13 protein-coding genes are annotated in these 14,728 nt (G+C 72.3%); 9 read left to right on the forward strand and 4 right to left on the reverse strand.

Annotated elements, in window-relative coordinates; all coding sequences use genetic code 11:
* Positions 1 to 40 precede the first annotated feature (40 nt).
* Positions 41 to 2,674, reverse strand: a complete 2,634-nt coding sequence (gene clpB, locus LUM46_RS01715) for an ATP-dependent chaperone ClpB (RefSeq protein ID WP_274991857.1) — start codon at positions 2,672 to 2,674, stop codon at positions 41 to 43.
* A 139-nt stretch (positions 2,675 to 2,813) separates the two neighbouring features.
* Between clpB and cpt the strand changes: the two genes are divergently transcribed.
* Entirely contained in the window at positions 2,814 to 3,371 is a 558-nt protein-coding gene (gene cpt, locus LUM46_RS01720; protein WP_274991858.1) for a chloramphenicol phosphotransferase CPT, read from the forward strand.
* A complete protein-coding gene (locus tag LUM46_RS01725; RefSeq protein WP_274991859.1) occupies positions 3,355 to 4,155 on the forward strand; it encodes a sulfite exporter TauE/SafE family protein in 801 nt (266 codons plus the stop codon). Before cpt ends, LUM46_RS01725 begins: the two co-directional genes overlap by 17 nt.
* A gap of 66 nt (positions 4,156 to 4,221) precedes the next feature.
* On the opposite strand, the gene LUM46_RS01730 is transcribed toward LUM46_RS01725, so the two are convergent.
* The 3 genes from LUM46_RS01730 to LUM46_RS01740 are packed head-to-tail and all read right to left on the reverse strand — an operon-like array spanning position 4,222 to position 8,242.
* Positions 4,222 to 5,676: a carboxyl transferase domain-containing protein gene (locus LUM46_RS01730; protein WP_274991861.1), complete on the reverse strand. Its 1,455-nt coding sequence runs from the start codon at positions 5,674 to 5,676 to the stop codon at positions 4,222 to 4,224.
* Positions 5,673 to 6,905, reverse strand: a complete 1,233-nt coding sequence (locus LUM46_RS01735) for a CaiB/BaiF CoA transferase family protein (protein WP_274991862.1) — start codon at positions 6,903 to 6,905, stop codon at positions 5,673 to 5,675. The genes LUM46_RS01730 and LUM46_RS01735 overlap by 4 nt, the downstream gene beginning before the upstream one ends.
* 5 nt (positions 6,906 to 6,910) lie before the next feature.
* On the reverse strand, positions 6,911 to 8,242 hold the full coding sequence (locus LUM46_RS01740) for an SLC13 family permease (RefSeq protein WP_274991863.1): 1,332 nt from the start codon (positions 8,240 to 8,242) through the stop codon (positions 6,911 to 6,913).
* 103 nt (positions 8,243 to 8,345) lie between these two features.
* Between LUM46_RS01740 and LUM46_RS01745 the strand changes: the two genes are divergently transcribed.
* The 7 genes from LUM46_RS01745 to LUM46_RS01775 all read left to right on the forward strand — a co-directional run bounded on the left by LUM46_RS01745 (position 8,346) and on the right by LUM46_RS01775 (position 14,707).
* Positions 8,346 to 9,062, forward strand: coding sequence for a FadR/GntR family transcriptional regulator (locus tag LUM46_RS01745; protein ID WP_274992066.1), 717 nt, complete (start codon positions 8,346 to 8,348; stop codon positions 9,060 to 9,062).
* The gene (locus LUM46_RS01750; RefSeq protein ID WP_274991864.1) at positions 9,059 to 9,820 is read left to right on the forward strand and encodes a sulfite exporter TauE/SafE family protein; all 762 of its coding nucleotides are present in this window, start codon (positions 9,059 to 9,061) and stop codon (positions 9,818 to 9,820) included. Before LUM46_RS01745 ends, LUM46_RS01750 begins: the two co-directional genes overlap by 4 nt.
* A 258-nt stretch (positions 9,821 to 10,078) precedes the next feature.
* Complete coding sequence (locus tag LUM46_RS01755; RefSeq protein ID WP_274991865.1) at positions 10,079 to 10,696, forward strand: winged helix-turn-helix domain-containing protein; 618 nt, start codon at positions 10,079 to 10,081, stop codon at positions 10,694 to 10,696.
* 5 nt (positions 10,697 to 10,701) lie between these two features.
* Complete coding sequence (locus LUM46_RS01760) at positions 10,702 to 12,048, forward strand: MFS transporter (protein ID WP_274992067.1); 1,347 nt, start codon at positions 10,702 to 10,704, stop codon at positions 12,046 to 12,048.
* Positions 12,049 to 12,156: 108 nt separating this feature from the next.
* Positions 12,157 to 13,092 (forward strand): LppM family (lipo)protein, encoded by a 936-nt coding sequence (locus LUM46_RS01765; RefSeq protein ID WP_274991866.1) that lies wholly within the window; start codon positions 12,157 to 12,159, stop codon positions 13,090 to 13,092.
* Positions 13,093 to 13,121: 29 nt separating this feature from the next.
* A complete protein-coding gene (locus LUM46_RS01770) occupies positions 13,122 to 14,093 on the forward strand; it encodes an alpha/beta hydrolase (protein WP_274991867.1) in 972 nt (323 codons plus the stop codon).
* 20 nt (positions 14,094 to 14,113) lie between these two features.
* Positions 14,114 to 14,707, forward strand: a complete 594-nt coding sequence (locus LUM46_RS01775) for a GNAT family N-acetyltransferase (RefSeq protein WP_274991868.1) — start codon at positions 14,114 to 14,116, stop codon at positions 14,705 to 14,707.
* The last annotated feature ends 21 nt before the right edge of the window (positions 14,708 to 14,728 follow it).

Raw genomic sequence — 14,728 nt, forward strand, 5'->3', positions numbered from 1 at the left:
GTGTACGTCGAACGACGTACACCGGGTCGCCGGACGGGGATCAGGCGGTCAGCACCTTGCGGTCGAGAGTCAGGCCCTCGCCGTCCGCACGGTCGACGACCACCGTGTCACCGTCGGACACCTCGCCCGCGAGCAGCAGCCGTGCCAGGCGGTCGCCGATCTCACGCTGCACCAGACGGCGCAGCGGCCGGGCGCCGTACGCGGGGTCGAAGCCCTCCAGTGCGAGCCACTCGCGCGCCGCCTCCGTCACGTCGAGCGTGATGCGGCGGTCCTCCAGCCGCTTCGCGAAGGCGCCGACCTGCAGCTCCACGATGTGGCCCAGCTCGTTCAGCGTGAGCGCGTCGAAGACGACCACGTCGTCGAGCCGGTTGAGGAACTCGGGCTTGAACGCGGCGCGTACGGCCGTCATCACGGACTCGCGCCGCTCCTCGTCCGACAGCATCGGTTCCACGAGGAACTGCGAGCCGAGGTTCGACGTCAGCACCAGGATCGTGTTGCGGAAGTCGACCGTGCGGCCCTGGCCGTCGGTGAGGCGGCCGTCGTCGAGCACCTGGAGCAGGACGTCGAAGACCTCCGGGTGCGCCTTCTCCACCTCGTCGAGCAGCACCACCGAGTAGGGCCGACGCCGGACCGCCTCGGTGAGCTGGCCGCCCTCCTCGTACCCGACGTAGCCGGGCGGCGCGCCGACGAGCCGGGCGACGGAGTGCTTCTCGCCGTACTCGGACATGTCGATCCGCACCATGGCGCGCTCGTCGTCGAACAGGAAGTCGGCCAGCGCCTTGGCGAGCTCGGTCTTGCCGACACCCGTGGGACCGAGGAACAGGAAGGAACCGGTGGGCCGGTCGGGATCGGAGACGCCGGCCCTGGTGCGCCGCACGGCGTCGGACACCGCCGCCACCGCGGCCTTCTGGCCGATGAGACGCTGCCCCAGGACGTCCTCCATGTGCAGGAGCTTCTCGGACTCGCCCTGCAGCAGCCGCCCGGCCGGGATGCCGGTCCACGCGGCGACCACCTCGGCGATCTCGTCGGCGCCCACCTTGTCGGCGATCATCGGCGGCTCGGCGTGCTCCGGGCCCAGCCCGTCCGGACCGGGCCCGTCCTCCGAGCCGGCCTCGGCCTCCTCCGCCGCCACGAGCTCCTTCTCGACCACCGGGATCTCGCCGTACCGGATCCGTGCGGCGCCCTCGAGGTCGCCCTCGCGCAGCTTGCGCTCGGCGTCGGTGCGCAGCTCGTCGAGACGAGCGCGCAGGTCACCGACGCGGTTGTGGCCGGCCTTCTCGGACTCCCAGCGCGCCGTGAGCGCCGCGAGGGCCTCGCGGCGGTCCGCCAGGTCGGCCCGGAGGCGCTGGAGGCGCTCCGTGGAAGCCGCGTCCTCCGACTCGGAGAGCACCACCTCTTCCATCTCGAGGCGCGTGACCGCACGCTGCAGCTCGTCGACCTCCACCGGGGACGAGTCGAGCTCCATGCGCAGCCGGGAGGCGGCCTCGTCGACCAGGTCGATCGCCTTGTCGGGGAGCTGACGCCCGGAGATGTACCGGTCGGAGAGCGACGCGGCCGCCACCAGCGCCGAGTCGGCGATGGTCACCTTGTGGTGCGCCTCGTAGCGCTCCTTGAGGCCGCGCAGGATCGCCACCGTGTCCTCGACCGACGGCTCGCCGACGAACACCTGCTGGAACCGGCGCTCCAGCGCCGGGTCCTTCTCGATGTGCTCGCGGTACTCGTCGAGCGTGGTGGCGCCCACCATCCGCAGCTCACCGCGCGCGAGCATGGGCTTGAGCATGTTGCCCGCGTCCATGGCTCCCTCACCGCCGGCGCCCGCGCCGACGACCGTGTGCAGCTCGTCGATGAAGGTGACCACCTCGCCGTCCGACGCCGTGATCTCCTCCAGGACCGCCTTGAGGCGCTCCTCGAACTCGCCGCGGTACTTCGCCCCGGCCACCATCGAGGCCAGGTCCAGCGCGACGAGCCGCTTGCCCTTGAGGGACTCGGGCACGTCCCCCGCGACGACCCGCTGGGCCAGCCCTTCGACGACGGCGGTCTTGCCGACGCCGGGCTCGCCGATGAGCACGGGGTTGTTCTTGGTGCGGCGGCTCAGCACCTGGATCACGCGGCGGATCTCCGAGTCACGACCGATGACCGGGTCCAGCTTTCCGTCCCGGGCGCGCTGCGTCAGGTCCGTGCCGTACTGCTCGAGAGCCTTGTACGTGCCCTCCGGGTTGGGGCTGGTGACCCGGCCGGACCCGCGCACGGCGGGCAGCGCCGCGCGCAGGGCGTCAGCGGTGGCCCCCGCGTCGGACAGGATCTGGGCGGCGGGCGACTGACCGGACGCGACGGCGATGAGCAGGTGCTCCGTGGAGACGTACTCGTCACCCAGCCCTTGTGCCTCCTTGGACGCCAGGTCCAGGACCGTGGCCATGGCCCGGCTCGCGCTCGGCTGGGCGGTGCTCGCCCCGCTGGCCTGCGGCAGCGCGACGAGGGCCGCGCGCACCTGCCGGCCGATGGCCTGCACGTTCGCCCCGACCGCGTCGAGCAGCCCGGTCGCGACACCACGCTCCTGCTGGAGCAGCGAGGCGAGCAGGTGGACCGGCTCGAGCTGAGGGTTGCCGGCCGCTGACGCCGACTGGATCGCGTCGCCGATCGCCTGCTGCGACATGGTCGTGAACTTGGTGTCCATGAGGCCTCCCACGATGATGCTGAAGTCTGCGCACGACCAGCTCCTCAGGGAGATGCCGGTCACGCTCAAAGTTGAGTCTACTCCGCTCAACCTTGGAATTCACTGTAGCGTGCGCCACCCACACTCGTACCGTTGCGGCATGGGCACCCAGGTGATCGTCCTCAACGGTGGTTCGAGCTCCGGCAAGTCAGGTATCGCGCGCAGCCTGCAGACCGTCCTCCCCGAGGCCTGGCTGTCCCTCAGCATCGACACCCTCGTCGAGGCGATGCCCGCCCGCCTGACCACCGGCGGCGACGGGATCGGGTTCGCGGACGACGGCGGCGTCGCCGTCGGGCACGACTTCATGGTGCTGCAGGACGCCTGGATCACGGGGCTCGTCGCCATGGCCCGCGCGGGCGCGCACATCGTCGTCGACGACGTGTTCCTCGGCGGCGCCGTGTCGCAGCGCCGCTGGCTCGACGCCCTGGGCGACGTGCCCACGCTGTGGGTCGGCGTGCGCTGCCACGCCGCCGTCGCCGAGGAGCGCGAGGCCGCTCGCGGCGACCGCGTCGCGGGCATGGCCGCCAAGCAGGCCGACATGGTCCACGAGGGCGTCGTCTACGACCTCGAGGTCGACACCACGCGCAGGGCGTCGACGGACTGCGCCCGGACCATCGCAGCGCACCTGAGATCATCGCGGGGTGACCGAGCAGACTGACGCATCCCTGACACTTCCTCGCGCCGTCCTCGTCGGGATCGTCGGTGGAGCCTTCTCCGGGCTGTTCGGCCTGGGCGGCGGCATCGTGATGGTGCCCCTCCTGACCTCGCTCGGCGGCCTCACGCAGCGCCGTGCCAGTGCCTACTCGCTCGCAGCGATCCTGCCCGCGGCGATCGTCGGATCCATCCCGTACCTGACGCACGAGGCCGTGGACCTCATCGCCGCGGGGCTGCTCGTTGTGGGTTCGGTGATCGGGGCGGTGGTCGGGGCGCGGCTGCTGGCCAGGGTCCCCGAGACCCTGCTGCGCTGGCTCTTCGTCGGGGTGCTCGTCGCGGGGATCGTGCGGTCCCTGCTGGACGGGTTCGGCGAGCCGCCGTCGGTCGACTCCCCCGAAGGGCTGCCCAGCGTGCTCGACGGCGCAGGGATGATCGGACTCGGCCTCGTCATGGGTATCGCGTCCGGCCTGCTCGGCATCGGCGGCGGTCAGCTCGCCGTCCCGGGCCTGTCCGCCCTGTTCGACTTCGCCCCGGCCCTGGCCAAGGGCACGTCCCTGGTCGCGATGATCCCCACCGCCATCTCGGGGACCTGGGTCAACGCCCGCAACCGGCTGGTCCGCCTGAAGACCGCCGCGATCATCGGCCTGGTGGCGTCGGGCTTCTCGTTCGGCGGCGCGAGCCTCTCGGTCGTGATGCCCGACGACGTCGCGTCGATCACCTTCGCCGCGCTCCTGGTCTTCGCCCTGATCCAGCAGGTCCGCAAGGCGCTGGAGAAGCAGAAGCGCTAGGCACGCGGGCCCATCCCTTTCGAGGCCTCAGTTCCTTCGTTCTGAAACGGTTCAGAGCGGAGAAACCTAAGCCTCGAAGGAGAGAGCGCCTCCGGGGGACGAGGCCATCCGGTTCAGCACCGCCGCGCACTCCGCGGCCACGGCGACCGCCACGTCCCGTGCGGTGTCGCCGTCGTGCTCCGGGACCACCCGCTGCACCGCACCCTCCGCGAGCAGGTCGACGGCGCGCACGTGCTGCGCCTCGGCCATCTGCGCGGCGTGCGCCGTGTCCCCGTGCACGATGACGCTCGCGCCCTCCGGCGGCAACGGGGAGAGCCAGGCGTGCTCCGCCGCGATCACCACTTGTGCCGGGAGCAGCGCGAGCGCGCCGCCGCCGCAGCCCTGGCCGAGGATCACCGACAGCGTCGGCACCGTCATCCGGGTCAGCGCCGCCATGCAGCGCGCGATCTCGCCCGCCAGCGCCCCCTCCTCGGCGTCCTGCGAGAGCTCCGCACCCGGTGTGTCGATCACCGCGACCAGGGGCAGCCGCAGCTCCTCGGCGAGACCCATCGCACGCCGCGCCACGCGCAGGGCGGCGGGGCCCATCGGGGTGCGGTCGCTCTGCCGGGTCCGGTCCTGCCCGACGACCAGGCACGGCCGGCCGTCGAGACGCGTGAGCGCGACCAGCATCGACTCGTCCCGCTCGCCCTCCTCCGTGCCGGACAGCCGCACCGTCCCCGACGCGCCGTAACGCAGCAGGTCCCGCACGCCCACCCGGTCATCGGCACGGGTCCGCAGCACGGAGTCCCACGCCGACGTCGTGCCCGAGGGCTCGCCCTCCCGGCGCGGCAGGTTCGACGGCGTCGGTGGGTCGACCAGCACCGCGAGCGCCCGCTCGACGAGCGCCGGGAGGTTCTCGGGGGCGACGACGCCGTCGAGCACGCCCTTGGCGGCGAGGTTCTCGGCGGACTGGACGCCGTCGGGCAGCGCCGTGCCTGTCAGCGCCTCGACGACACGCGGTCCGAGGAACCCGATGAGGGCTCCCGGCTCGGCGACGGTGAGGTGAGCGAGCGAGCCCCAGGACGCGTACACGCCACCGGTGGTGGGGTGCCGCAGGTACACGAGGTACGGGAGGCCGGCGTCGCGGTGGTCCATGACGGCGCGGGAGATCTCGACCATCCGGAGGAACGCGGGAGTGCCCTCCTGCATCCGGGTGCCGCCGGACGCCGTGGTCGCCAGGAGAGGCAGTCGTTCCGCCGTCGCGCGCCGGACGGCGGCGGTGATCCGCCGGGCGGCGGCCCGGCCGATGGAGCCGCCGAGGAAGCGGAACTCGTTGACGACGACCACGACGGGCCGGCCCCGGACCCTCCCGCGGCCGGTGAGCACCGACTCGTCGGTCCCGGCCTTGTCCGCGGCCGCCGCCAGCACCGCCCGGTACTCCGCGGGATGCTCCGACGTGTCGACCGGTTCGTCCCAGGACTCGAAGCTGTCCGCGTCGAGGACCAGGTCGAGCAGCTCGCGCGCGGTCCACCGGCGCGTCACCGGTCGTCCTCCGGATCCCGTGTCTCCGCGCCCTGAGCCTCCGTGCCCGGGGTCCCCGGCCGGGGCGTGTCGAGCCAGGCCCGGATGCGGGCGGCGTGCTCGTCCAGCACCGGGGGCGCCCGGTGGTCCCGGTGCGTGACCTCGGCGCCGGACGGGTCGAAGAACCGCAGCGGCGGGCCGGGCAGCGTCATCGTGCCGAGGCTGCTGTGCTGGACGTCCACGAGCAACCCCTGGCTCGCCGTCTGCTCCCATGCGTACACCTCGTCGAGCGTACGCACCCGGCCCGCCGGGATCCCGGCGTCGGCGAGCCGCTCGAGCAGCGCGTCGGCGTCCATGTCGGCGAACGCGGCCTCGACGGCCTCGATGACCTGGTCGCGGCGGGCCACCCGTTCCGGGTTGCTCCGCATGCCCTCCGCGTCGGCGTCCAGCCCGAAGGCGAGGCAGAACTTCTGCCACAGCACCTCGGACCCGACGGCTATCTGGACGGCGCCGTCACGGCAGCGGAACAGACCGTACGGCGCGATCGAAGGGTGGTGGTTGCCTTGCGCGTGCCCCACCTCCCCGGCGACCGTCCACCGGGTGCCCTGGAAGGCGTGCACGCCGGTGACCGCCGCCAGCAGCGACGTCCGCACGACCTGTCCGACGCCGGTGGTGTGCCGCTCGTGCAGCGCCGCGAGCACGCCGTACGCGCCGTAGATCCCGGCCAGCAGGTCGCCGATCGGCACGCCGACGCGCTGCGGGTCGTCCGGACCGGACCCGGTGAGCGACATCAGGCCGGCCTCGCCCTGGGCGATCTGGTCGTACCCGGCACGACCGCCCTCAGGACCGTCGTGCCCGAACCCGGTGATCGAGAGCACCACCAGGCGGGGGTTGCGCTGCAGCAACGACTCGACGCCGAGGCCGAGCCGCTCCAGCACGCCCGTCCGGAAGTTCTCGACGAGCACATCGGCACGGTCGACGAGCTCGAGCAGGGTCGCCCGGTCGGCGTCGGCCTTGAGGTCGAGCGCTATCGACTCCTTGTTCCGGTTCGCGGACAGGAAGTACGTCGACTCGCGGGCGTCCTCGTCACCGACGAAGGGCGGACCCCAGCTGCGGGTGTCGTCGCCTCGGTCAGGCACCTCCACCTTGACGACGCGCGCCCCCAGGTCACCGAGCATCATCGTGGCGTGCGGCCCGGCGAGGGCCCGGGAGAGGTCGACGACGACGACGTCGTCCAAGGGGCCGGTCATGGTGCTCACCAGCCCGGCAGGACGAGGATGCCCCAGACCAGCAGCGGCCCCACGAGGGTGACGATGATGGCGTAGTTGAGGATCTGCTTGTAGTAGGCCTGCTCGGAGATCGTGTCCGGGCGGTTGGCGAGCATCAGGGCTCCGTTCGTGGAGAAGGGGCTGACATCGACGATGGTCGAGGAGACGGCCAGGGCCGCCGCCATCGCCCAGGGGCTGACGCCGCCGCCCGCGATGAGCGGCACGGCGATCGGGATGATGACCGGCAGCAGCGCCGTCGACGACGCGAACGCCGAGGCGATGCCGCCGACGTAGCAGAGCACCAGCGCGCCGATGGCGGCGATGCCGAGGCCTGCCGCCCAGTTACCGATGTACTCGGGAGAGCCTGCCTCGGTCAGGATCGTCGCGTAGGTGCTCACGCCGGCCACGAGCAGCACCGTGGGCCACGCGATCTGCTTGACGGCGTCCTTGTGCTGCTGCGGCGAGAGCATGGCGAGCACCACCGCGGCGGTGATCGAGACGAAGCCGATGTTCATGTCGAAGGCGAGGGCGGTGGTCGCCACCGCGGCGAACGCGACGAGCGTCAGCACGTGGTCCCGGCGCACACCGGTGCCGCGTGTGGTGGTCGAGACGCCGGCGCCCTGGCCGCTGGCCGTCACGGACGCACCCCCGGTGTGCAGGTCGTCGACGACGTGGTCGGCCGCCTCGGAGGCCTCGGCGGGGTCGACCCGCTGCTGCATCAGCTGACGTCCGCCGAGCGCGAGGAACAGGATCACGGCCATCGCGGTGTTGACGGCGAGCGACGCGATGAACACCGCCATCTCGGTGCCCTCGTAGCCGACATCAGACATCACGGAGTTGGTGATGGTGCCGTAGATGCTGATCGGGGAGAACCCGCCGCCCTGGGCGCCGTGCACCACGAACATGCCCATCATGAGCGGGTTGATCTGGTAGCGGCGGGCGAAGCCGAGGGCGACGGGGCCGATGATCGCGCAGGCCGCGGGGCTGGCGGCGCCCATCGCGGTGAGGAGGGCCGTCACGCCGAACATGACCCAGGGGATGAGTGCCACCCGGCCCCCGACGGCCTGGATCGCCTTGGAAACGATGAGATCGACGGTGCCGTTGTTCTTGGCGATGGAGAACAGATACGTAACCCCGATAAGGGTCAGCACGAGGTCGGCGCTGATACCGCCCAGAACCTCTTTCTCATCCATGTGCAGGGCGAAGACGCCGACGAACCAGGCCGCCACATAGGCGAGCGCGCCCATGTTGATCGGCAGGACTGTCCCGGCCACGAACAACGCGACCAGCGCGATGATCGCGATCCACTCAGGACCCATGAGAACTCCTCTTCCCATCGCGGCAGTCACCTTTGACCGACGAGGCACGATGGATCAGTGGCCTAGCCAATAGTCCAGTGGCGGTTCTGTCAAGTATTCTCGGCTGGTGACCCCCAAGGCTTCCGCCGAACTGCCGACACCGCTGACCCGCACGCGCCTCTACGAGCAGGTGGCGGAGCAGATCACCGCCTGGATCCGGCAGAACGGGCTCGAAGCCGGGGACCGGCTGCCGCCCGAACGCGAGCTCGCGTCCCGCCTCGGGGTCAGCCGGGCGACCCTCAGCCAGGCGCTCGTCGCGCTGGAGGTGGTCGGCGTCGTCGTCGTGCGGCACGGGGACGGCACCATCCTGACCGGCAAGCACAGCGAGAGCCGGATCGTTGAGGCGATCCGTGCGCACGCCGACCGGATGCCCGAGATCATCGACATCCGGGACGCGCTGGAGACGAAGATCGCCGCCCTGGCCGCAGAGCGCCGCACGGAGGACGACCTGGCGGCGATCGACGCGGCGCTGGACACGATGGAGGAGGCCATCACCCACGGAGACCGGGGCGTGGAGGCCGACGAGCAGTTCCACGGGGCCGTGACCACCGCCGCCCACTCCGACCTCCTGGCCCAGACCATGCGGGAGATCGCCAGCCTGATCCGGGAGAGCAGGCTCGAGTCGCTCTCCCAGCCGGGGCGTCCCCGCAACTCTCTGAACGGGCACCGGGCCATCGCGGACGCCATCCGGGCCCGCGACCCGGAGGCTGCCGCTGCGGCCATGCACGCGCACGTCGAGATGGTGAGCGACGTAGCGCTCCTCCGGGGCCAGGAGCGGTGACCGGCTGGGAACAGCTCGCCGTCCTCGGCGCCGGACTCGGAGCCGGGGTGCTGACCTCGACGGTCGGCGTCGCGTCCCTCCTCAGCTTCCCCGTGCTGCTCGCCGTCGGGCTGCCGCCCGTCGTCGCGAACGCGTCGAACACCGTCGGACTGGTGCCCGCCGGGCTGAGCGGCTCGTTCGGCTACCGGCAGGAGCTGCGCGAGCACCCCCGTGCGACGGCCGTCGTGCTCGCGACCTGTGCGGCGGGGTCGGTCGGTGGGGCGATCCTGCTCCTCGCGCTGCCACCCGGGGTGTTCGAGGCGGTCGTGCCGTGGCTGATCCTGCTCTCCTGCCTGCTCGTCGGCGCGCAGCCGTGGATCAGCGCGTGGCTGCGCCGCACCCGCAACGAGCCCACCCGGCTGCGCCACGAGATGTCCCCGGCCACCGTGGTGCTCGCCGTGCTCACCGGCACCTACGGCGGCTACTTCGGGGCCGGCTCCGGCGTGATGATGGCCGCGGTGCTCGGGCTCGGGACCGATTTCCCGGTGCGGATCGTGAACGCGCTCAAGACCCTCGCCGTGCTGGCCGCCAACGTCGTGGCCACTCTCATCTTCGTGGTGGTCGCCGACCTGGACTGGCTGGCGATCGGGCTGCTCGCGGCCGGGTCCGTGGTGGGCGGGTACGTCGGAGCGCGCCTGGGCCGCAAGATGCCGCCGGCCGTCTTCCGGGTGCTCGTGGTGGTGGCCGGCGTGGGCACCGCGACCTTCATGCTGCTCTGAACCGGCTCTTCTGATCCCGCTCCTCCGATCCCGCTGTTTCAACAGGATCGTGACGCCTGACCGCTCCGCACGCAGCCGTGCCGAACCGCAAGCTGACCCCCTCGTCGCGCGCCGAACCGATACCAGGGTGTCGATCAGCGCCGGTATCGACACACACCTTGCGGCTCGGCGGATCACGCAGCGGGCAAGCTGCGGGCCGGCGCATCCGCTGGTGCACAACTATTGTGCACGATCACTGTGCACAGTTATTGTGCATGCATGCCTGCTGCACACGACGACTTCCGCCTCACTCCCGAGGCCGTCAAGGTTCTCGCTCACCCGTTGCGCTCGCGCCTGCTCGGCACCCTGCGGCGCGGCGGTCCGGCGACGGCGACCACGCTCGCGACGGCGCTGAGCACCAACTCCGGGGCCACCAGCTATCACCTGCGCAAGCTCGAGTCCGTCGGCTTCGTGGCGGACACGGGCGAGGGGACCGGCAAGCAGCGGCTGTGGCGGGCCGCCACGAGCTCGCACAGCTGGGAACGCACCGAGCTGGCGCACGACGAGGACGCCGCCACCGCGCTCGGCTGGCTGGAACGTGACTACCTGCGCCTGTTCAGCACCGACTTCGGCCATTGGCTCGACGTCGCCGACGCGTGGCCGGACGAGTGGCAGGACGCGGCGGGCATGGGCGATTCCTGGGTCACGGTCAACCCGGCGCAGCTCCAGGCGTTGCGCCGGGAGCTGGACGAGGTCCTCGAACGCTACCGGGACGCCGACCCCGCCCCGGACGGGCGCCGCGTGACCTTCTGGACCGCGGCCTTCCCGCTGGAGCCGGACGACATCCCGGACCTGGACACCGACGCCGACACGGACACCGGAACGGACCAGCCGTGATCCCGATGACCCCGGCCCGGGCGCGGCGTGTCTTCCTGCTGCTGACCCTCACCCGGTGGTTCCCCGTCGGACTGATCGTCACCGTGACCACGCTGCTGCCGCTCGAGCGCGGGCTGTCGGTCACCCAGGCGCTGACGGCGCTCTCCGTCACCGGGCTCACCGTGTTCCTCCTGGAGCTGCCCACCAGCGGCCTGGCCGACGCGCTGGGCCGCCGTCCGCTGCTCGTCGTCGCCGCCGTGCTCCAGGTGGCGGCGGCCGTCCTGTTCCTCACGGCGCAGAACTTCTGGGCGTTCGCCCTGGCAGCGACGGTCACCGGCGCCTTCAGAGCGCTCGACTCCGGACCCCTGGAGGCGTGGTTCGTCGACACCGTGCACGCCACCGAGCCCGGTGCCGACGTCGACCGGCCGCTGGCCGCGCACGGCACCGTGCTGGGGGTCTCGATGGCCGCCGGTGCCCTCGTCTCGGGCGGGCTCGTCTGGTGGCACCCGCTCGACGCATGGTCGGCTCTGGCGCTCCCCTACGCGGTGTACGCCGGTCTCGCGATAATCCACCTGGTCGCCGTGGCGGTCCTGGTACGGGAGGCACCCCGTGGCCCGGCACCCGCTGCCGACGTCGCACGGCCGGGCAGCAAGGTGCTCGCGTCGGCGCGCCAGGCACCGGGCATCGTCCGCGACGGTCTGCGGCTCGCGCGCGACAACCGCGTGCTGCGCTGGCTGCTCCTCGTCGAGGTGTTCTGGAGCGTCGGCATGGTGGTGTTCGAGACGTTCCAGCCGATCCGGCTGTCCGAGCTGCTGGGCGGCACCACCGCCGGCGCGGCCGTCGCCGGGCCGGCCGCCGCGGCGGGGTGGGCGGTGTTCGCCGGAGGGGCGGCGCTCACCGGCCTTGCCACGCCTCGCCTCGGCGTCGCCCGGACGGCGATCCTGGCTCGTCTGCTCAACGGGCTCGGGGCGGTGTGGATGGGCCTGGCGCTCGGTCCGGTCGGCCTGGTCGCCGCCTACCTCGTGACCTACAGCCTGCACGGCGCGTGCGGGCCCGCCTATCAGGCGCTGCTGCATCGCGAGGCCGAGTCCCGGAACCGTTCGACGGTCCTGTCGATGGCGTCCATGCTCTCGTTCGCGGCGTTCTCCCTGGCCGCTCCCGCCCTCGGCTGGGCGGCGGACCTGCTGTCCACGCAGGCGGCCATGGTGCTCGCGGGCGCGTTCAGCACTCTCGGCGCTGCCTGCTTCCTGCCCGCGCTGCGCCGGGAGCGGAGACTCGCTGCGGGCGGCCCCCGGGGCCCGGGCCCCGGCCCAGCCGCAGGCCCCGACGCCGATCCCGCAGCCGCCACTCCGGTCACGCCCACCGCCGCCTGACCGGGCCACCGAGCCCGTCCCATACCGGCTACCCGACGTCCCGCCCATGGGGACAACTCCCCTCAATCAGGCTTTTCGATACCGGGCGACGACCTGCATGCTGTCTGGGTGATCCGCTCCCGCGTCCTGGCTGCCGCCTCCCTCGCCGTACTGACCCTGACTCTGTCCGGGTGCGTGCGCATGGGTGTGGAGGTGGACCTGAAGGCCGACGACGCGGCGGCGTCCAGCGTGGTGCTGGCCGTCGAGGACAAGTACCTGGACCAGACCGGGCAGTCGCCCGACAGCGTCATCGACGCCCTGACCCAGGGCCAGGACGACCCCGCGCAGGACGCGGTCCGCACCGAGAACTTCCAGCAGGACGGCTACACCGGAACCCGGTACGTCTACCCCGACGTGGCGATCGGCGACGTCGGTGCCCAGGTGGGCTGGCCGATCGAGGTGGTGCGCAAAGGCCGCGACTACGTGGTGTCCGGCACGCTCGACCTGACGGAGGAGAGCCTCAGGAGCCGAGGCGGCGCCTCCATCGAGAATCTGAGCGTCACCGTCGACCTCACGTTCCCGGGCAAGGTGAAGAGCTCGAACGGCACCGTCGACGGCAACACCGTGCGCTGGGAGCCCACGGTGGGCGAGGCCGTCGAGATCCGGGCACGAGGTGCCGCGACCGGCCCGACCGACCAGCTCGCCGACGAGGCGGCCGGCGCCTCCGAGGTGGTGACCCTGCCCGTCGTGCCCGAGTGGATGGTCCTCGTGCTCGGTCTGAGCGGGCTGGTCATCCTGCTGCTCATCGGCATCATCGTGTGGCAGGCCATGCTGCGGGTACGGGACCGGCGCCCGGAGCCGGTCGGCGCTCCGTTCCCACAGCCGCACGTCCCGCACCAGCAGCAGCTACTCCCCCAGCAGCAGCCGGCGGCCCCCGTGGCGTACCCCTCGTCCCAGCCGTACGGGGCCGGCCCGGCGCAGTACGGCGCGGCTCCCACCCACCCGCAGGAGCAGGCGACGCCGCCGGACCCGAACCGGCCGCCGAGCTTTCCGCCGGGATTCTGACCGGTCACGACCTGGGGCAGACTGGCCCGGTGAACCGTGCCATGGACGACAGCGGGACCGACTGGACCGAGGACGTGCTGGGCGAGGGCTTCGAGGCCCGCACCCTGCGGCTGCCGCAGGGCGCCGAGGCGACCCTCGTCCGCTACGTGCCCGAGGACGGTCCCGGTGTCGGCCGCCCGCCGGTGCTGTACGTGCACGGGTTCACGGACTACTTCTTCCAGCGGCACCTCGCCGAGGCCGTCGCCGGTCGGGGCTACCCGTTCTACGCGATCGACCTGCGCGCGCACGGGCGCTCCATCGACGCGTGGACGGCGGGCGGTGGCGATCCGAACATGGTCAACAGCCTGCGGCTCTACCAGCAGGACCTCGACGCCGCCGGCGACGCCATCACCGAGGACGGCCACGCCGGGCTGGTGCTCATGGGGCACTCGACCGGCGGTCTGATCACCTCGATGTACGCGAACGCGCGGCCGGACCGGGTGACGGCACTGGTGCTGAACAGCCCGTGGTTCGACCTGCGGGGCACGTGGTCCGACCGGACGATCGTCACCCAGGCGGTGTACGTGCTCGGGCGGATAGCGCCGCGCACCGTGCTCACCACGCTCGGCGGGGACTACGGTCGTGCCCTGCACCACGCCACGGGCGGCGAGTGGGAGTACGACCTGCGGTGGAAGCCGTACGCCGGGTTCCCCGTCCGCGCGGGATGGCTGGCGGCGATCCGGCGCGGGCACCGCAGGCTGGCTCGCGGTCTCGCCGTGCAGTGCCCGACGCTCCTGTGCACCAGTGACAGGACAGGGCCCGACGGCGGGGAGGCTGCGGTCATGCTCAGCACCGACGCGATCCTCGACGTCGCGCACATGCACGCCCGCGCCCCGAAGCTGGGCGAGACGGTCGACGTGGCGATCATCGAGGGCGGCGCCCACGACCTGGCGCTGTCCCCGAAGCAGGCCCGCGAGAAGTACCTCACCACGGTTCTGGACTGGCTGGACGCGACGGTCTGAGGTCGTGGTGGGATGACGCCATGCAGCACGATCTCCGTCTCAGCGCGCACGGCGTCCGCCTCGAGCCGCTCTCGCACGCCCACGCTCCTGCGCTGGCCGGCCTGGTCGACGCCCAGCTCTGGGCCGGCATGACCACAGCTCCCCCGAACACCGCCCCGGCGATGGAGACCTACGTGGACGCCGCCCTCGCGGCCCCCGACCACCTCCCGTTCGCCGTGCTCGGCCCCGAGGGCGAGGTCCGCGGCACCACGCGGTTCTACGAGCTCAGCACCAGGCAACGCCGGGTCGAGATCGGCTCGACGTTCTACGGCAGGGCCTGGTGGGGCGGCGCGACCAACCCGGCGGCCAAGCTGATGCTGCTGCGGCACGCCTTCGAGGTGCTCGACCTGCGCAGGGTCGCGCTGCGCTGCGACGCGCGGAACGACCGGTCGCGCGCCGCGATCCTGCGGCTCGGCGCCCAGGAAGAGGGCAGGCTGCGCGCGCACCGCGTGGCGGCGGACGGTTCCGAGGGCGACACCCTGTACTTCTCGATCCTGTCCGACGAGTGGCCCGGCGTCCGCGACCGCCTCGAGGCCCGGCTGACGGCCGGGGCCGCCGTGCCCGAGCCCCGCTAGCTCGCCGCCGGACGTCGGCCG

The organism is Promicromonospora iranensis (assembly GCF_028994805.1).
Taxonomy (GTDB): Bacteria; Actinomycetota; Actinomycetes; order Actinomycetales; family Cellulomonadaceae; genus Promicromonospora; species Promicromonospora iranensis.

Bases quoted from the DNA above. Each gene is read 5' to 3' on its own strand.
- LUM46_RS01760 (WP_274992067.1), top strand. From the start codon at position 10,702: ATGACCCCGGCCCGGGCGCGGCGTGTCTTCCTGCTGCTGACCCTCACC.
- LUM46_RS01740 (WP_274991863.1), bottom strand. From the start codon at position 8,242: ATGGGTCCTGAGTGGATCGCGATCATCGCGCTGGTCGCGTTGTTCGTG.
- cpt (WP_274991858.1), top strand. From the start codon at position 2,814: ATGGGCACCCAGGTGATCGTCCTCAACGGTGGTTCGAGCTCCGGCAAG.
- LUM46_RS01755 (WP_274991865.1), top strand. From the start codon at position 10,079: ATGCCTGCTGCACACGACGACTTCCGCCTCACTCCCGAGGCCGTCAAG.
- LUM46_RS01775 (WP_274991868.1), top strand. From the start codon at position 14,114: ATGCAGCACGATCTCCGTCTCAGCGCGCACGGCGTCCGCCTCGAGCCG.
- LUM46_RS01735 (WP_274991862.1), bottom strand. From the start codon at position 6,905: ATGACCGGCCCCTTGGACGACGTCGTCGTCGTCGACCTCTCCCGGGCC.
- clpB (WP_274991857.1), bottom strand. From the start codon at position 2,674: ATGGACACCAAGTTCACGACCATGTCGCAGCAGGCGATCGGCGACGCG.